General features: G+C 43.2%; 14 protein-coding genes and 1 tRNA gene. 9 read left to right on the top strand and 6 right to left on the bottom strand.

Features of this window, described 5'->3' with window-relative positions:
- Positions 1-14 precede the first annotated feature (14 nt).
- From thrS to rplT, 4 genes are all read left to right on the top strand, one after another.
- Positions 15-1,955 carry a threonine--tRNA ligase gene (thrS, locus tag I2F54_RS06235; RefSeq protein WP_195500765.1) on the top strand — a complete coding sequence of 647 codons (1,941 nt, stop codon included), beginning with the start codon at positions 15-17 and terminating at the stop codon, positions 1,953-1,955.
- A 118-nt stretch (positions 1,956-2,073) separates the two neighbouring features.
- Positions 2,074-2,676, top strand: coding sequence for a translation initiation factor IF-3 (gene infC / locus I2F54_RS06230; protein ID WP_009120643.1), 603 nt, complete (start codon positions 2,074-2,076; stop codon positions 2,674-2,676).
- Between the two features lie 65 nt (positions 2,677-2,741).
- A complete protein-coding gene (rpmI, locus tag I2F54_RS06225) occupies positions 2,742-2,939 on the top strand; it encodes a 50S ribosomal protein L35 (protein WP_009120644.1) in 198 nt (65 codons plus the stop codon).
- A gap of 101 nt (positions 2,940-3,040) precedes the next feature.
- Entirely contained in the window at positions 3,041-3,391 is a 351-nt protein-coding gene (gene rplT / locus I2F54_RS06220; protein WP_004289896.1) for a 50S ribosomal protein L20, read from the top strand.
- A gap of 464 nt (positions 3,392-3,855) precedes the next feature.
- Here rplT and I2F54_RS06215 read toward each other — a convergent pair whose 3' ends face one another.
- The 5 genes from I2F54_RS06215 to I2F54_RS06195 all read right to left on the bottom strand — a co-directional run bounded on the left by I2F54_RS06215 (position 3,856) and on the right by I2F54_RS06195 (position 8,693).
- Positions 3,856-5,163: a phenylacetate--CoA ligase gene (locus I2F54_RS06215; protein WP_195500764.1), complete on the bottom strand. Its 1,308-nt coding sequence runs from the start codon at positions 5,161-5,163 to the stop codon at positions 3,856-3,858.
- 18 nt (positions 5,164-5,181) lie between these two features.
- Positions 5,182-5,763 carry an indolepyruvate oxidoreductase subunit beta gene (locus I2F54_RS06210; protein WP_195500763.1) on the bottom strand — a complete coding sequence of 194 codons (582 nt, stop codon included), beginning with the start codon at positions 5,761-5,763 and terminating at the stop codon, positions 5,182-5,184.
- A gap of 4 nt (positions 5,764-5,767) precedes the next feature.
- The gene (locus I2F54_RS06205; protein WP_118046012.1) at positions 5,768-7,360 is read right to left on the bottom strand and encodes a thiamine pyrophosphate-dependent enzyme; all 1,593 of its coding nucleotides are present in this window, start codon (positions 7,358-7,360) and stop codon (positions 5,768-5,770) included.
- 77 nt (positions 7,361-7,437) lie between these two features.
- A complete protein-coding gene (mltG, locus tag I2F54_RS06200) occupies positions 7,438-8,475 on the bottom strand; it encodes an endolytic transglycosylase MltG (RefSeq protein ID WP_195500762.1) in 1,038 nt (345 codons plus the stop codon).
- A 145-nt stretch (positions 8,476-8,620) separates the two neighbouring features.
- Positions 8,621-8,693, bottom strand: a tRNA-Thr gene (locus tag I2F54_RS06195).
- A 359-nt stretch (positions 8,694-9,052) separates the two neighbouring features.
- Here I2F54_RS06195 and I2F54_RS06190 point away from each other — a divergent pair.
- Genes I2F54_RS06190 through I2F54_RS06180 form a run of 3 tightly spaced genes read left to right on the top strand, consistent with a single transcriptional unit; the run spans position 9,053 to position 13,007 of the window.
- Positions 9,053-11,566 carry an SLBB domain-containing protein gene (locus tag I2F54_RS06190; protein ID WP_022217723.1) on the top strand — a complete coding sequence of 838 codons (2,514 nt, stop codon included), beginning with the start codon at positions 9,053-9,055 and terminating at the stop codon, positions 11,564-11,566.
- Positions 11,567-11,574: 8 nt separating this feature from the next.
- The gene (locus I2F54_RS06185; protein WP_009120651.1) at positions 11,575-12,687 is read left to right on the top strand and encodes a Wzz/FepE/Etk N-terminal domain-containing protein; all 1,113 of its coding nucleotides are present in this window, start codon (positions 11,575-11,577) and stop codon (positions 12,685-12,687) included.
- Positions 12,684-13,007, top strand: a complete 324-nt coding sequence (locus tag I2F54_RS06180) for a UpxY family transcription antiterminator (protein WP_195500761.1) — start codon at positions 12,684-12,686, stop codon at positions 13,005-13,007. The genes I2F54_RS06185 and I2F54_RS06180 overlap by 4 nt, the downstream gene beginning before the upstream one ends.
- A 96-nt stretch (positions 13,008-13,103) precedes the next feature.
- Here the strand turns inward: I2F54_RS06180 and I2F54_RS06175 are convergent, their stop codons facing one another.
- On the bottom strand, positions 13,104-14,312 hold the full coding sequence (locus tag I2F54_RS06175) for an ROK family transcriptional regulator (protein ID WP_195500760.1): 1,209 nt from the start codon (positions 14,310-14,312) through the stop codon (positions 13,104-13,106).
- 541 nt (positions 14,313-14,853) lie between these two features.
- Here I2F54_RS06175 and I2F54_RS06170 point away from each other — a divergent pair.
- Both I2F54_RS06170 and I2F54_RS06165 read left to right on the top strand, forming a co-directional pair.
- Positions 14,854-16,269: a sugar porter family MFS transporter gene (locus I2F54_RS06170; protein WP_195500759.1), complete on the top strand. Its 1,416-nt coding sequence runs from the start codon at positions 14,854-14,856 to the stop codon at positions 16,267-16,269.
- A 10-nt stretch (positions 16,270-16,279) separates the two neighbouring features.
- Positions 16,280-17,455, top strand: a complete 1,176-nt coding sequence (locus tag I2F54_RS06165; RefSeq protein ID WP_195500758.1) for a n-acyl-d-glucosamine 2-epimerase — start codon at positions 16,280-16,282, stop codon at positions 17,453-17,455.
- The last annotated feature ends 8 nt before the right edge of the window (positions 17,456-17,463 follow it).

The raw sequence follows: 17,463 nt of genomic DNA, 5'->3' as shown, positions 1-17,463 counted from the left end.
CTATACATAACATTATGATAAAGATAACATTTCCAGACGGCTCCGTTCGCGAATACAACGAGGGAGTAACAGGACTGCAAATAGCAGAAAGCATTAGTTCGCGCTTGGCACAGGATGTGCTGGCTTGCGGCGTGAACGGAGAAATTTATGATTTGGGGCGTCCTATCAATGAAGACGCCGAAGTGGTTCTCTACAAATGGGAAGACGAGCAGGGTAAGCATGCCTTCTGGCATACCAGCGCCCACTTGCTGGCGGAAGCCCTGCAAGAACTGTATCCGGGCATTCAGTTCGGTATTGGTCCGGCCATCGAGAATGGTTTCTATTATGACGTAGATCCGGGAGAAGCTGCCATCAAGGAAGCCGACCTGCCCGCCATCGAAAAGAAAATGGCCGAGCTGGTTGCCAGAAAAGAGGCGGTTGTCAGAGAGAGCATCTCAAAGACAGACGCTTTGAAGATGTTCGGCGACCGTGGCGAGACTTATAAATGCGAGCTGATTTCGGAGCTGGAAGACGGTCACATCACCACCTATACGCAAGGCGCGTTTACCGACCTGTGCCGTGGTCCTCACCTGATGACTACCGCACCTATCAAAGCCATTAAACTGACTTCCGTTGCCGGCGCATACTGGCGCGGACAGGAAGACCGCAAAATGATGACCCGTATCTACGGCATCACTTTCCCGAAAAAGAAAATGCTGGATGAATATCTCGTATTGCTGGAAGAGGCCAAGAAACGCGACCACCGTAAAATCGGCAAGGAAATGGACTTGTTCATGTTCTCCGATACGGTAGGTAAGGGTCTGCCGATGTGGCTGCCGAAGGGTGCCGCACTGCGTATCCGTTTGCAGGAGTTCTTGCGCCGCATTCAGGCCCGTTACGACTATCAGGAAGTAATGTGTCCGCCTATCGGCAACAAATTGCTCTATATCACTTCCGGACACTATGCCAAATACGGTAAGGATTCGTTCCAGCCTATCCATACGCCGGAAGAGGGTGAGGAGTACTTCCTCAAACCGATGAACTGTCCTCATCACTGTATGATTTACAAGAACTCGCCCCGTTCTTATAAGGACCTGCCTTTGCGTCTGGCTGAGTTCGGTACGGTTTGCCGTTACGAGCAGAGCGGCGAGCTTCACGGGCTGACCCGTGTACGCAGCTTTACGCAAGACGATGCGCACATCTTCTGCCGTCCCGACCAGGTGAAGGACGAATTCCTGCGTGTAATGGACATTATCTCAATCGTATTCCAGTCTATGCACTTCGAGAACTTTGAAGCGCAGATTTCTCTGCGCGACAAGGTGAACCGCGAAAAGTATATCGGTAGCGATGAAAACTGGGAAAAGGCGGAACAGGCTATTATCGAGGCTTGCGAAGAAAAGGGATTGAAGGCCAAGGTGGAATACGGTGAAGCCGCTTTCTACGGTCCCAAACTGGACTTTATGGTGAAAGATGCTATCGGCCGCCGTTGGCAGTTGGGTACTATCCAGGTGGATTACAACCTGCCCGAACGCTTCCAGCTGGAATATACGGGAGCTGACAACCAGAAGCACCGTCCGGTAATGATTCACCGTGCTCCGTTCGGTTCTATGGAACGCTTCGTGGCCGTACTCATCGAGCATACCGCCGGTAAATTCCCGTTGTGGCTGACACCCGACCAGGTAGCCATCCTGCCTATCAGCGAGAAATTCAATGATTACGCCCAGAAAGTGAAAGACTATCTGAAGAGATACGATGTTCGCGCCATCGTGGATGAACGTAACGAAAAAATCGGACGTAAGATTCGCGATAACGAAATGAAACGTATTCCGTACATGCTGATTGTAGGCGAGAAAGAGGCTGAAAACAGAGAGGTTTCCGTCCGCAAACAAGGCGAAGGCGACCAAGGAACCATGAAATTTGAAGATTTTGCTAAAAAAGTGAACGAAGAAGTTCAAAATATGATAAATAAATGGTAACTTTGCGCCCAATTGTAAAAGCATAGCATACATACGATGTTCTAAAGACAGCTTTTACTTAACAAAAAATAATTTGGTAGTAATAAACAAGAAACAAACTGGAAGTAAACGTTATTTAATGAAGAATGACAGCTTAAAAGGGCAACATCGGATTAATGAGCAAATCCGTGCCAAAGAAGTCCGCATTGTGGGCGACGAAGTGGAACCAAAAGTATATCCGATAGCGCAGGCTTTGAAGATAGCCGAGGAAATGGAAGCGGATCTCGTAGAGATTTCTCCAAATGCACAACCCCCTGTTTGTCGTATTATTGATTACTCTAAATTTCTTTATCAGTTAAAGAAGCGTCAGAAGGAACAAAAGGCGAAGCAGGTTAAAGTCAATGTGAAGGAAATACGTTTCGGTCCTCAGACAGATGATCATGACTATAACTTCAAACTGAAACACGCCAAAGGATTTCTGGAAGATGGCGACAAGGTAAAGGCATACGTGTTCTTTAAAGGCCGTTCTATCTTATTCAAGGAACAAGGCGAAGTTTTATTGCTGCGTTTCGCCAATGATTTGGAAGACTATGCGAAAGTAGATCAGATGCCGATTCTGGAAGGAAAGAGAATGACTATTCAGCTTTCTCCGAAGAAGAGCGCCGCTCCCAAGAAGCCTGCCGCACCGAAACCCGCAGAGGCTCCGAAGAACGCTCCGGCTGAAGAACAAAGCGAAGACTAAAGAAATGAGCAACGCCGCAGGTATAGTGCGTTGCCATATAATTAAATAATTTAAAAATAAGTAAGATGCCAAAGATGAAGACTAACTCCGGTTCTAAAAAGAGATTTACTCTTACCGGAACAGGTAAAATCAAAAGAAAGCACGCTTTTCACAGTCACATTCTGACTAAGAAAACCAAGAAGCAAAAGAGAAATCTGTGTTACTCTACACTTGTCAGCCCGACAGATGTAAGCCAGGTTAAGGAACTCTTAGCTATGAAGTAACCAAAAGCGTACGAAGTATTATTAAAGTTATTAACCGAATGCATTAGCTTTAAGTCCGCTGCGTGAAGCATTGGCGCTAACATTCAAAAACAAGTAAAACTATGCCAAGATCAGTAAATCATGTTGCTTCTAAAGCAAGAAGAAAGAAAATTTTGAAATTGACCAGAGGTTACTTTGGTGCAAGAAAGAACGTTTGGACCGTTGCCAAGAATACTTGGGAAAAAGGTTTGACTTATGCGTTCCGTGACCGTAAGAATAAGAAAAGAAACTTCCGCGCTTTGTGGATTCAACGTATCAACGCTGCCGCACGTCTGGAAGGTATGTCTTATTCTAAACTGATGGGCGCTCTGCACAAAGCCGGTATTGAAATCAACCGTAAAGTTTTGGCTGATTTAGCAATGAATCACCCGGAAGCTTTCAAGGCTATTGTTGCTAAAGCAAAAGCTGCATAAGTTGAGGTAAAGAATAAAAAAGCTGCAAGGCGCTGATTACAACTACGTAATCGGCGCTTTTTGCTTTTAGCGATAGTGAGGAAGTGTGAAAACATTGGATGCAGGCAAACAATTTTCTTGTTTTTCTTGTTTCTTTCATAGAAACTCACTACCTTTGAAGTAGAAAAAATAGCCGCATTGATTGGATCGGGAAACTCATCAATTTTAATGAAATACCGAGACAAGCTTCAGTTCTTAATGGCGGGCCACGCCCTTCGGGGTAACTCTTGAGTCGGTGGATTACAAAGAGGACGGGCACTCAAATCATGTCATACGGAGTTTCATCACATCATCGGTGCGGCTTTCTATAAAAGAGGAACGGTAATCTTGGTTGACTACCGTTCCTCTTTCTTTTTTGCTTTTGCCGCGGTACTTCCGCGTTGTTAATATTGTAGTATAATAACGCGGAAAGTATTGGCAAAATGTTATTTATTGTCTCGTAAGTCTTTTACTCTGACGGCTTTTCCTTCGCTTTGAGGCAGGGAGCCTTTCTTGACGAGTTTCACTTTAGGGGTGACAAGGATTTCATCTTTCAGCTGACGGGAGATGGCTTTGCGTATTTTCTCCAGTTCTATATAGTTGTCTGTAGATAAATCGCTGAGTTCCACTTCTACAATCATTTCATCTTGATTGTTGATGGTTTCCAAAGTAATGAGGTAGTTGCTGCCCAGTTCGGGGAACTGTACCAACACCTTTTCCACCTGCATGGGGAAGATGTTGACGCCCTTGATGATAAACATATCGTCACTGCGGCCTTTGATACGGTCGATACGAAGGTGTGTACGTCCGCAAGGGCATTTGCCGGGAAGTATGCGGGTAAGATCGCGTGTGCGGTAGCGTATCAGCGGCATCATTTCACGGTCGAGGGTGGTCAGTACCAATTCCCCGATTTCGCCGTCGGGAACGGGTTCGCCGGTTTCGGGATTGATGATTTCAACCAGATAGCAGTCTTCCCAGAAGTGCATGCCGTTTTGTTCGGTACACTCAAAGGCGACGCCGGGACCGTTCATCTCGGTCATTCCGAAACTGTTATAAGCTTTGACGCCTAATATCCGTTCAATCTTCTTGCGTTGTTCGTCCGTATGCGGTTCGGCTCCGATGACAAGCGTCTTCAGTGTGGTCGATGCTGGGTCGATGCCTTCTTCCTGAAATACTTCCGCCAAACGTATGGCATAGCTGGGGATGGCATGCAGGGCGGTGGTTTTGAAATCCATGATGAATTTGATTTGCCGCTTGCTGTTACCGGCCGCTGCGGGTACGGTCAGCGCCCCGAGGCGTTCGGCTCCGTATTGAAAACCTAATCCGCCGGTAAACATACCGTATCCGGAGCTGTTTTGGAACACATCGGTTTTACGGATGCCGACTGTGTACAGGCATCGTGCCACGAGATTCGCCCAAGAGTCCAGGTCGTGCCGGGAATGGACAATGACGGTAGGGGTACCTGTGGTTCCGCTGGAAGAGTGGATGCGTACGCCGTCTTCGTGCATATTACCTGCCACAAGTCCGAAAGGATAGTTGGCGCGCATGTCCGCTTTGGTGGTGAACGGGATTTTCCGGATATCTTCTACCGACCGGATACTGTCCGCCGTAATACCGTGTGCTTGAAATACTTGTTTGTAATAGGGAGAATTTGCAGCAATACCGATTGTCTTTTTAAGCCGCTGAAGTTGCAGTTCACGCAACTTCTCACGCGGCATGGTTTCTATCTCTTCTTCCCAGTATTTGTCGTTCATGGTTATTGAAATTTGGATTTACATCAGGTTTTCTGCGATTTCCTTACCGGCAGCCAGTGCTTTGAGGTTCAATTCTACAATAGCTTCGCCTTTACGCTGGAAGATGTCGCGAATGCTGTCCTGTACTTTCTGGTAATCAATGCCGAGGAACGGAATGGTAGCTCCCAGCAACACGATGTTGGCTACGCGGGGAGAACCTGTTTCTTTGGCTACTTCGTTTACGTTCAGCACAATCTTGTGAGGAAGCTTGTCAAGTTCGGCCTTGAGCGCTTCTTCGGCAGGATAGCGGGGAATATTGATGAAAGGAGCCTCGTTGGTTACCAGCCAACCTTCGGAACTGAGGTAGGGGAGATAACGCAACGCTTCCATCGGTTCCAGGGATATGATAAGGTCGCATTTGCCCGTAGGGATGAGGTCGGAAGCGATGGGGCGGTCGCTGATGCGAAGGTTGGACTGTACGTCGCCGCCTCGCTGGCTCATTCCGTGTACTTCGGCTTGTTTCATGTATAACCCGTCTTTCAGGGCTGCCTGGCCGATTACGGTGGCGATAGAGAGGATACCTTGTCCACCTACGCCGGAAAGTATAATGTCTTTTTTCATGGTTTTACTTGTTTCGTTTCTTACGTGCTAAGGTTTGAATACATTCTCTTCGGGGGATAATGACGGATACTCCGTGGAACTCGATTTCTTCCCGGATGATTTGTCTCATTTCCTCGTAGTTCTTCTTCAATGGAACTACCACGCGGATGTGTTCCGGCGCTACGCCGATACCTGCGCAGATAGCTTCGAGGCGGCCTGTTCCGGCTGAATCTTGTCCGCCGGTCATGGCAGTGGTTTCGTTGTCGGAGATTACGATGGTGACGTTGGCGTTCTCATTTACGCAGTCCAGCAATCCTGTCATGCCGGAGTGGGTGAATGTGGAGTCGCCGATAACGGCAACCGCAGGATGTACTCCCGCATCCGAGGCGCCTTTGGCCATTGTAATGGAAGCTCCCATGTCTACGCAGGAATTGATGGCGTTGAAAGGGGCGTTGGCTCCTAATGTGTAACAGCCGATGTCGCTGAATACTTTATGGTCGGGATATTCTGCACGCAGAACTTCGGTGAGTACGGTATACATGTCACGGTGTCCGCAACCTTCGCACAAGGCGGGCGGGCGCATTTCCACGAGTGACGGAACTGCGAATTCGGCTTTGTTTTCTTTGCCTAAGGCGCGTGCTACGCTGTCCGGATTCAATTCTCCGTCTTGTGACAGTGTGCCGTCCAAGCGTCCTTTGACTTTTACGCCGATACCGAGATAGCCTTTCAGTTGTTTTTCTACAAACGGCTGCCCGTCTTCCAGTACGAGTATTTCATCACAGGCTTCTACAAGTTGCGTCAATTGTTTCTTGGGAAGCGGGTATTGACCGATTTTTAAGACCGGATATTCGCAGCCTTCGGGATAGTTCTCCATGAGGTAATTGTATCCGATACCGCAAGCTATGACGCCGAGTTTTTTGTTAGGGCCGTCAATATACTTATTGTATGGTGAATTCTCCGATGCTTTGATGAATTCGTCCTGGCGCTGCAATAGCTGTTTGTAGCGTTTGCGGGCATTGCCGGGAAGCAGGATGAACTGGCGAGGGTCATCGCTGAAAGAGATTTCGTTCTGGGGCTGTTGCGCTTTCCGCTCCACGCCGGAACGGGAGTGTGCCAAACGGGTTACCATGCGCATCAGCAGAGGTTCGCCGGTTTGCTCGGAAAAGGCAAATCCGTTGTAAACCATATCGTAGGCTTCTTGCTGGTTGCTCGGTTCATACATCGGAATTAAAGCGAAGTCGCCGTAGAATCGGCTATCTTGTTCGTTTTGTGATGAATGCATGCTGGGGTCGTCGGCTGCAATGACGATTGTGCCGCCTTTAACGCCGGTAATGGCGGAGTTGATAAAACAGTCGGCAGCCACATTCATGCCTACATGTTTCATGCAGACCAGTGAACGCTTTCCTGCGAACGACATTCCTAAGGCTGCTTCCATAGCGGTCTTTTCGTTGGAACACCAGCGGTTGTGGATACCTTTTTCGGCAGTAATCGGCGCTGTTTGAATATATTCGGTAATCTCCGTCGAAGGAGTGCCCGGATAGGCGTATACACCGGAAAGTCCGGCGTCTAATGCAGCTTGTGCAATGGCTTCATCGCCAAGTAAGAGTTGCTTGCTCATTTTTTATTGTTTAAGTGTTAGTCACGGTTTAAATAATAATCGCAAATATAGCTTTTTGCTTTTATTTTATTATAATATTAATTGAAAATCTTTCTTTCGTTTAATGCTTTCCAGTATTTTCTTGCATTTTTCATGTGGTCGGCATAGTTGGACGCAAAGTTGTGAGTGCCGGAAAAATCTTCTTTGGCGCACATGTAAATATAGTTGTGTCTGGTGTAGTTCAATACCGCATCCAGACCTATGGGAGAGGGAATGCGGATGGGACCGGGCGGTAAACCGGGGTTGCGGTAAGTGTTGTAGGGCGAATCGATAGCGAGATGCGCATTGGAGATCCGGCGCAGGCCGAAGTCTTGCAGGGCAAACTTTATGGTAGGGTCGGCTTGAAGCGGCATTCCGGTGTGCAGGCGGTTGATGTACAGGCCTGCAACCATGGGCTTCTCCGGGTTATTATTGGTTTCTTCTTCGATGATGGAAGCAAGGGTACATACTTCTTCCGGGGTCATACCGATGGCTTGGGCTTTGTTACGCCGTTCTTGGTTCCAGAATTTTTGGTATTCTTTCTGCATCCGCTTAAAGAAGTCGTCTACGCTCATATTCCAATATACCTGGTAGGTTTCGGGAATAAAAAGGCAGGCTATCGTTTCTTTTTCGTATCCCAGTCGTTGCCGGAACAGCGAGTCGTTCATTACTGCGGCTATTTCGGCGGAGTCAATCATCAGTTGTTTGCCTACGCTGCGTGCAAGTTTATCCAGGGTACGTACGCTTCCTATTGTCAGATTCATAGGCTCTTGGTAACCTCTGTAGAAGCGGCTGAATACATGATATACGTTTTCGCCGGGACGTATCGCGTAGCGTCCGGTGTGGATGTTGAGAGGGTAATCGCGCCATTGGGACATCCATTTGAAGCCGATGAAACTGTTGGGATTTCCTTGTGCTTTCACCTTATTATATATGGAGTCTGCCGTATCGTCACGGTCTACGTAGATATAAGTTGTCTTTTGCGGATGAAATTGCGGGGCGAACAGATAGTAATACACTGTTCCTGCGCCTGCAATGCCTATGAGCAGAATGAATGCCAGCGCTCCGAGAAGGATTCTTTTTTTCTTCTTGTCCATATTATCTTGATTGTTTTTGAGTTGGGCAAAGTTAGCAAGATTTTGGAATAAAGAGAATGCTTCTATTGTTTTATTCGTGAGGGATAGAGCAGGGCTTCGTGGGAAAAATAAAAAGACCGATATGATTAATATCGGTCTTTCGTCGAGCCGCTAGCCAGACTTGAACTGGCGACCTACGCGTTACGAATGCGTTGCTCTACCAACTGAGCTATAGCGGCAATAGCATTTCTTTACGGGGTGCAAAGGTACATCTTTATTTGAATTTGCAAAAAGATTTGCTCGATTTTTTAGAAATATTTCCGGAAGGCTGCCTTTCTTTAATATGAGGAGTTACCGAACACGTTGCGGTTGTAGCGCATGAAGTAAAAACATTTAACCTCGTTGGGATGATGGGATAAACGGCTTCTCCGGTAAGTGACAGCCATATGGAAACCCCGGCTGTATTGAGGAAAGGAATTAATTCTTTTTCCGAAACTTCAGAATGAAATAAATGTATATTATGAAAATAAAGTATTACCTTTGTCCCCAATTAAAAAACATTACTAGATAACTAAAAGATTAATCAAATATCTTACTTATGCGCAAATTTATACTATTGTGTTTGTTGATGTTTACAGTGTCAAGTGTGGTATTTGCCCAACAAATGACGGATGAACAAGTCATTCTGTATGTGCAAGAGGCTCAGAGTCAGGGGAAGACACAGCAACAAATGTTGGTTGAATTGATGAAGAAAGGAGTCACGAAAGAGCAAATCCAGCGAATACAGTCTAAATATTCAGGTAAATCGGACGGTAGCGCCGGAGATGATGCTGACTTCATGGGAGAGGCAAGTTCCCGCTTGCGTACGCAGAAAACTTACGAAAATAAAAATAAGAATATCTCCCAGGATGAGTCCGGTTTGGATGAGCTCAACTCTAAAAAACAAAGCATTAAGGGTTTGCGGACAAAAGCCAGCCAGCAAGGCAGCGGTTATGGAATGGGGTTGAATGGCAGTGAACAAACCGGGTATAATAACCTGGACGCTATGGAAGTCGATCCTACCCAACAGATTTTCGGGCATAATATCTTTGATAACGAGTATCTTACTTTTGAACCTAATATAAATGTAGCGACTCCGAGCAATTATCGTCTGGGTGCAGGCGATGAGGTTATCATCGACGTTTGGGGAGCTTCCCAGAATACGATTCGTGAAACAATCGCGCCTGAAGGTACTGTGCAAATCGAGAATCTGGGCCCGGTTTATCTGAGTGGAAAGACCGTAAAGGAAGCCAATGATTATTTGAAGCGTGAGTTCGCTAAAATATATGCCGGTGTTACGGGGGAAACTCCCAATACCCAAATAAAATTGACATTGGGTGAAATCCGTTCCATTCAGGTGAACGTTATGGGTGAGGTTGCCGTGCCGGGTACTTATACGCTTTCTTCATTCGCGTCCGTTTTCCATGCTTTGTATTGGGCGGGCGGAGTGAATAAAATCGGCAGTCTTCGCAGTATAAAGGTGATACGCGACGGAAAGACGGTTGCCGATTTGGATATCTATGATTTTATCATGGAAGGTCGGTTGAAAGATGATATCCGTTTGCAGGACGGTGATGTGATTCTCGTTAATCCCTACCAGACATTGGTTCAGATATTGGGTAAGGTAAAACGCCCCATGTATTATGAGATGAAGCCTACGGAAACAATCGGCACTTTGCTGAGATATGCCGGTGGATTTACGGGCGATGCATATAAAAAAGCTATCCGTCTTGTACGTAAGAGCGGACGTGAACATCAGATTTTCAATGTGGACGAAATGGATTATTCGGTATTCCGTCTTGAGGATGGCGATGTACTTACCGTGGATTCGGTTCTCAATCGTTTCGAAAATCGTGTGGAGATTCGCGGTGCTGTTTATCGTGAAGGTCTGTATCAGTTGAGCGGAGAGGTAAATACCGTGAAGCAATTGATAAAGAAAGCGGAAGGCGTACGTGGAGACGCTTTCTTAAATCGCGCCGTAATCAATCGTGAGCATGAGGATTTGACTCGTGAGGTGATTTCAATAGACCTGAAAGGGCTGTTGAAAGGTGTGGTTGCGGATATTCCTTTGCAGAAGAATGATATACTTTATATTCCCAGTATTCAGGATTTGAGAGAAGATCCTACGGTGACTATTCACGGTGAGGTTGCAGATCCGGGTACTTATCTTTATGCGGATAAGATGACCATTGAGGACTTGGTGCTGCAATCCGGCGGTTTGCTTGAGGCAGCTTCGACAACTAAAATAGATGTTTCACGACGCATCAAGTCTCCTAAGAGTACGGATGACAGTAACGTGGTCGGTCAGACTTTTACATTTGATTTGAAAGACGGTCTGCTGATAGGCGAGGGAAGCGAGAACTTCTATTTGGAACCTTTTGATGAAGTTTATGTCCGTAAAAGTCCCGCTTATCGCAAGCAGAAGAATGTGGGGATAATAGGCGAGGCGTTGTTTACCGGTACTTACGCTTTGTCCAAGAAGAACGAACGTTTGAGTGACTTGGTCGCTAAAGCCGGCGGGGTTACGTCCGATGCTTATGTAAGAGGTGCCCGTCTCATTCGTAAAATGTCAGAAGAAGAACTTCGCAGAAAGGAAGATGCTACCCGTATGGCTGTAAAGGTTGGTGCCGATTCAACTACTTTATATGTATATACGGTAGGTATTCACTTGGATGAAGCTCTGAAGAATCCGGGGTCGGATTATGATATGGTACTGCGTGAGGGAGATATATTGTTTATCCCTGAATATGTAAGTACTGTAAAAATCAATGGTGCCGTGATGTATCCTAACACGGTGCTGTATAAAGAAGGTGAAAACAGCCGCTTCTATATCAATCAGGCCGGCGGATATGCAACGAATGCCAAGAAGCGTGACGCTTTTGTGGTTTACATGAATGGTACCGTATCCCGCATACGCTCCGGAAGTAAAACGGCAATCGAGCCGGGATGTGAGATTATAGTTCCGAGCAAAGACCCGAGCAAGCGTATGAGTGTGGCTGAAATGGTAGGTATGGGTACTTCTGTTGCCACTTTGGGTACTATGATTGCTACTTTGGTTAATCTCTTTAAGTAATAAAGACAATGAGCGAAGGTAAAATACAAGAAACTCCGCAGAAACCGGAGGAACAGGAAATTGATTTGATAGAATTGGCTCAGAAAGTATGGGCTGAACGCAAAATGCTCTATAAGGTATGTGGTATTGCCGCAGTGATAGGGCTGATTGTGGGGTTCAGTATTCCTAAAGAATATTCTACGGAGGTGACGTTAGCTCCCGAAAGCGCCAGTAAAATGAATGCCGGAAGCATGGGAGCATTGGCTGCCATGGCCGGAATCAACTTAGGTGGTGCTTCTGCCGGAGAGGATGCCTTGTCACCCGAATTGTATCCTGATATTGTCAAGTCGACTCCTTTTCTGTTGGAGCTGTTTGATGTAAAGGTCAAAGATCAAAAAGGAAAAATCGACACGACTTTATACGCTTATCTGGATAAATACCAACGTTCATCATGGATGGGTACTGTGGTATCTGCGCCATTCAAGGCTTTGGGGTGGACATTGTCTTTGTTTAAGGATAAACCGGAGAAAAAAGAAGGGAAAATCGATCCGTTCCGTTTGACATTGGACGAAACAAGGGTAGCGGAGGCTTTGAGTAAACGTATTCTGGTTACGATTGATAAGAAAACCGGGGTTACGACCTTAGAGGTTACCATGCAGGATCCTTTGATTTCCGCTTCGCTGACTGATACCGTCATGCGTTGTTTGCAGAATTATATCACAGATTACCGTACCAATAAAGCCCGTCATGATTTAGCTTTTACTGAAAAACTTTATAACGAAGCAAAAGCTGATTATCAGAACGCTCAGAAAAAATATGCTACTTTCGCGGATGCTAATCAGAATGTGGTTCTGTTAAGCTATCGTGCCGAACAGGAGCGTTTGAAGAATGAGGTGGAGTTGGCGTATACCGTTTATACGCAGGTTTCCGGACAATTGCAAATGGCAAGAGCCAAGGTGCAGGAGATTACTCCGGTATATACGGTTGTACAACCGGCTACGGTACCGTTACGTGCCGCCAAACCTAATAAGATTATGATTCTTATAGGCTTTGTATTCCTGGCGGGAGTAGGTTGTGTCGGTTGGATATTATTTGTGAAAGATTTATTTAAGGATTGGAGAAAAGCAAATAAGGCGATATGATGACTAATAATAATATGAGTCGTTGGTGTGCTCTGCATACAGCACCAAAATCGGAGCGTAAATTGATGCAGCGTTTGAATGCTGCAGGATATACAGCATTTTGTCCTATGCAGATTGTATTCAAGAAGTGGAAAGGACAAACCAAAGAAGTGTTTGCGCCTCTTTTCCCCGGTTGTGTTTTTGTTGAAGAAACAACCGGCGTAGCATCCTTTGTTGCTTCACAGTGTGCGGCTCTTTTGGTAGATGCTGAGGGAAAGTATCTGTCTGTTTGTGCCGATAAGGCTGAATTACCAGCTAAGTTTGTGCATTTGCTGAAATAATCATTACGCCATTGCTAAAGGGAAAACTAAAGAAAAAAGATAACCTTCTATTCTACGCTAGGGAAGAGTAGAAGGTTATATTAATATATAGCTGTTTTAGCATTCGAACATTCGGCTTCTTGCCAGCATGCAAGCGCCTATAATACCGGCTTTATCTCTTAATTTTGAAAGCATGATAGCTGAATCCTGATTGACTAAATTCAGAGAGTATTTTCTTATGGCTGTTTTTATAGGTTGGGCTATATAATCATCTGTTAACGATAATGTTCCTCCAATAATCACAAGCTCAGGATTGAATATATTGATTAATCCTGCAATTTGTTTACCTAATTTTTGCCCGATTTCTTCTACAATCTCAATACATAGTAAATCTTCTTTGTTTACGGCGCCTATTATTTCATCCAATGTAAGCGCGTCTCCTTTTATATTAATTCGGTTGGATAGGATGGAGTTTTCTCCGCTGTTTATGCGCTCTAATAAAATGCGGTGCAGAGCTGAACCGGATGCTTCCGTTTCCAAACACCCTTTTTTACCGCAATGGCAGAGTATTTCATTTTCAAATACATTAATATGTCCGAACTCGCCGGAGAATCCTGATTTTCCAGTATATATTTTACCGTCTATAATTATTCCGATACCCAGTCCCCAGCTTATATTTACGAAAATAATGTTCTTCTCTCCTGTTACGCAACCTTGCATGTATTCTCCGTACGTCATAGCTCGGGTGTCGTTGTCTATGCAAACCGGACGCCCTATTTTTTCGGTTAGTATCTCTGCTAATGGCCGTTCAGAGAAATTAAACATACTGAAGCTGTATCCGGAATCCGGATTGACCCGCCCTGAAATATTGATGCAAATATTCATTATTTTTTCAGTGTTGATGCCGGTCTTTTTAATAAAGTTACTAATGAGTTTGCATAGTTCTTCCAGAGCTTCAGATGTGTTTTCAAACTTATAGGGAATATTCGTTTTTAATTCTATCATATCCCCTTTGAAATTGATAAGTCCTATATTGATAGAGAATTTTTTTATATCTACTCCTATAAAATAACCGGATTCAGGATTTAAACCATAAAGACTTGGGTGCCGCCCGCCAGTAGTTTCTAATTTTCCGTAATCATTAATATAACCGTCTTCGCACATTTCATAGATGAACTTGGTTATCGTAGGAACACTTAAATCCAGTTCTTTAGATAAATCAGTGATAGTAGAACTACCATTATATATATAATGAGTGATTATTCTTTTTTTTATGAGAGCATTTTTACTCCCCATTTCTATTTCTTTGAGTAATTCTTGTGCCATATTAATCTTTACTTTTATTAGATTTGACAAATATACTAAATTATTTAGTTAATATATCGTATATATACTTTTAATTATTGCTTAATTGGATTGAATTAATAAATGTATATATAGTTTTTAGGTTGATTCATAAAATTAAAGCTTCTATTTCTTTATTTATATGCGTATTTCATTCATATAAATTAAATAAAATACATTTATTTGGTGTATATAATAAAAATATTTAGTAATTGTTTGTGATATTAATAAAAAGATTATATATTTGTTGCGAATAAAACGAAATAATACTAAGAAAGACCTCAAATGAATATGAAAACAAACAAACAAAATAGTTTTCTGCACAAGAAGTGGATTATCTGTTTTACATTTGCTACACTTTGCTTAGAATTCTATAAATCTGCAGTTTATCTTTTCTTTAGTCTGTCAGGTAAACAAAAAATAGATTTAAAATTGAATTTATTGGCAGTGAGATTCTTCTACAATAGATGGGAGATTGCTTGTATATAATTATATAATTAATAGTCTTTTTAAAATAATAGGTATGAAATCAAATATTAATTTCCCTTATTTAATTTTTCTCTCTGTTGTGGCTGCATTAGGTGGTTTCCTTTTCGGATACGATGCCGCTGTTATTTCCGGTACTGTATCTCAGGTTGCCTCTCAATTTCAGTTAGAGGAAATTCAGGTAGGATGGTTTGTTGGCTGTGCTTTAGTAGGGTCTATTGTCGGAGTTTTGTTTGCAGGAAAATTGAGTGATAAATGGGGACGTAAAGTGACTATGTTGGTTGCTGCTATTTTCTTTTCTGTATCAGGTATTGGTTGTGCATTTACTCTGACTTTTGACCAACTGGTTTTTGCACGGATATTGGGAGGGGTGGGGATAGGTATAGTATCTGTCGTTTCTCCTCTTTATATATCCGAGGTCTCCATTGCTCAATATCGGGGTCGGCTGGTTTCTCTGTATCAGTTGGCTGTAACAATTGGTTTTTTAGGTGCTTATTTAGCCAATTATCAATTGTTGCATTTTTCTCAAAGTGGGGTGGTTTTGAGTGCTGATTGGATGAATAAGATTATGGTTAGTGAAGTTTGGCGTGGTATGTTAGGATTTTCAAGTATTCCGTCTATACTATTTTTTATAATTATCTTTTTTATTCCGGAAAGTCCCCGTTGGTTGGTTTTAAAAGGACGTGAAGTTTCAGCCGGAATGATTTTCCGGAAAATATATCTTTCAGAAGCGGAAGCTGGAGAACAATTGTACGAAACTAAATCCGTTGTTCGGTCTGAGGCTAAATCCGATTGGAGATTTTTATTACAACCAGAGATTTTTAAAGCAGTTTTGATAGGTGCAAGTATTGCCATCTTGGGACAGTTTATGGGAGTAAATGCTGTTCTTTATTATGGCCCTTCTATTTTTGAACAAGCAGGTTTGTCTGGTGGAGATGCTTTGTTCAGTCAGGTATTAGTTGGAATTGTAAACGCAGTAACTACGGTAATTGCTGTCTTTATTATAGATAAAATAGGACGTAAGAAACTTGTATATTATGGAGTTTCCGGTATGGTTATTTCTTTATTATTGATAGGTTTTTATTTCCGTTTCTCAACGACTTTTAATTTGCCAAATACATTCTTATTAATCTTTTTCTTATTCTATGTTTTTTGCTGTGCCATTTCTATCTGTGCGGTCATTTTCGTTTTGCTTTCAGAAATGTATCCTACACGTGTCCGTGGAATGGCAATGTCCATCGCTGGATTTGCATTGTGGATAGGTACTTATCTTGTAGGCCAGTTAACCCCCTGGATGCTTCAAAATCTGACTCCTGCAGGAACCTTCTTACTATTTGCAATCATGTGCGTACCTTATATTCTAATTGTATGGAAATTAATTCCGGAGACTACCGGTAAATCTTTGGAAGAGATAGAAAGATATTGGATGAAAAATAATCGACCTTATAATTAAATGATAAATTATGGATTTTAAAGAATTAGCAAAGCTTTATAAAAATGAGCTGTTAGAGAATGTTTTGCCTTTTTGGTTGAATCATTCTCAGGATCTTGAACTTGGAGGTTATTATACATGTTTGAACCGTAATGGTGATGTATTTGATACTGATAAATTCATATGGTTGCAAGGGCGCGAAGTCTGGTTGTTCTCTATGTTATATAATAAAGTGGAGAAGAAACAGGAGTGGTTGGACTGTGCTATTCAAGGCGGTGAGTTTCTGAAGAAGTATGGCCATGACGGCAATTATAATTGGTATTTTTCTTTGGATCGTCAGGGAAATCCATTGGTGGAACCGTATAATATCTTTTCGTATACGTTTGCTACGATGGCTTTCGGGCAGCTTAGTCTGGCGACCGGTAAGCAGGAATATGCTGATATTGCCAAAAAAACTTTTGATATTATTCTTTCTAAAGTAAATAACCCTAAAGGAAAATGGAATAAGTTACATCCTGGTACACGTAATCTAAAGGGTTTTGCTTTACCTATGATTCTTTGTAATCTGGCATTGGAAATAGAACATTTATTAGATGAAAAAATTCTATTGAATACTATTGATACTTGTATTCATGAAGTAATGGAAGTATTTTATCGTCCGGAATTGGGAGGTATTATTGTAGAAAATGTACTTGAAAATGGTGAATTATCTGATTCATTCGAAGGACGTCAAGTTACTCCCGGTCATGATATTGAGGCTATGTGGTTTATTATGGATTTAGGTAGGCGTTTAAATCGTCCGGAATTGATAGAGAAAGCTAAGAATATCACTTTAACTATGGCAGAGTATGGATGGGATAAAGAATATGGTGGTTTGTTCTATTTCATGGACCGTAAAGGATATCCGCTTCAGCAGTTGGAATGGGATCAAAAATTGTGGTGGGTACATATTGAAACATTGATTTCCATGATTAAAGGCTATCAGTTAACTGGTGATAAGAAATGTCTTGAATGGTTTAAGAAAGTGCATGACTATACTTGGAGTCATTTTAAAGATACGGAATATCCGGAGTGGTATGGATATTTGAATCGTCGTGGTGAGGTATTGTTACCTTTGAAAGGCGGTAAGTGGAAAGGCTGTTTCCATGTACCAAGAGGGATGTATCAATGCTGGCAAATATTAGAGGATTTGAGTATGAATAATTAATAAAGATA

Origin of the sequence: Bacteroides clarus (genome assembly GCF_015555825.1) — a bacterium.
GTDB lineage: Bacteria > Bacteroidota > Bacteroidia > Bacteroidales > Bacteroidaceae > Bacteroides > Bacteroides clarus.
Note: the sequence above shows the minus strand (reverse complement) of the source record. Positions and strands in the feature narration are given on the sequence as shown.

Coding starts and splice junctions, on each gene's coding strand:
- thrS (WP_195500765.1), top strand. CDS start 15: ATGATAAAGATAACATTTCCAGACGGCTCCGTTCGCGAATACAACGAG.
- infC (WP_009120643.1), top strand. CDS start 2,074: ATGAAGAATGACAGCTTAAAAGGGCAACATCGGATTAATGAGCAAATC.
- rpmI (WP_009120644.1), top strand. CDS start 2,742: ATGCCAAAGATGAAGACTAACTCCGGTTCTAAAAAGAGATTTACTCTT.
- rplT (WP_004289896.1), top strand. CDS start 3,041: ATGCCAAGATCAGTAAATCATGTTGCTTCTAAAGCAAGAAGAAAGAAA.
- I2F54_RS06215 (WP_195500764.1), bottom strand. CDS start 5,163: ATGAACGACAAATACTGGGAAGAAGAGATAGAAACCATGCCGCGTGAG.
- I2F54_RS06210 (WP_195500763.1), bottom strand. CDS start 5,763: ATGAAAAAAGACATTATACTTTCCGGCGTAGGTGGACAAGGTATCCTC.
- I2F54_RS06205 (WP_118046012.1), bottom strand. CDS start 7,360: ATGAGCAAGCAACTCTTACTTGGCGATGAAGCCATTGCACAAGCTGCA.
- mltG (WP_195500762.1), bottom strand. CDS start 8,475: ATGGACAAGAAGAAAAAAAGAATCCTTCTCGGAGCGCTGGCATTCATT.
- I2F54_RS06190 (WP_022217723.1), top strand. CDS start 9,053: ATGCGCAAATTTATACTATTGTGTTTGTTGATGTTTACAGTGTCAAGT.
- I2F54_RS06185 (WP_009120651.1), top strand. CDS start 11,575: ATGAGCGAAGGTAAAATACAAGAAACTCCGCAGAAACCGGAGGAACAG.
- I2F54_RS06180 (WP_195500761.1), top strand. CDS start 12,684: ATGATGACTAATAATAATATGAGTCGTTGGTGTGCTCTGCATACAGCA.
- I2F54_RS06175 (WP_195500760.1), bottom strand. CDS start 14,312: ATGGCACAAGAATTACTCAAAGAAATAGAAATGGGGAGTAAAAATGCT.
- I2F54_RS06170 (WP_195500759.1), top strand. CDS start 14,854: ATGAAATCAAATATTAATTTCCCTTATTTAATTTTTCTCTCTGTTGTG.
- I2F54_RS06165 (WP_195500758.1), top strand. CDS start 16,280: ATGGATTTTAAAGAATTAGCAAAGCTTTATAAAAATGAGCTGTTAGAG.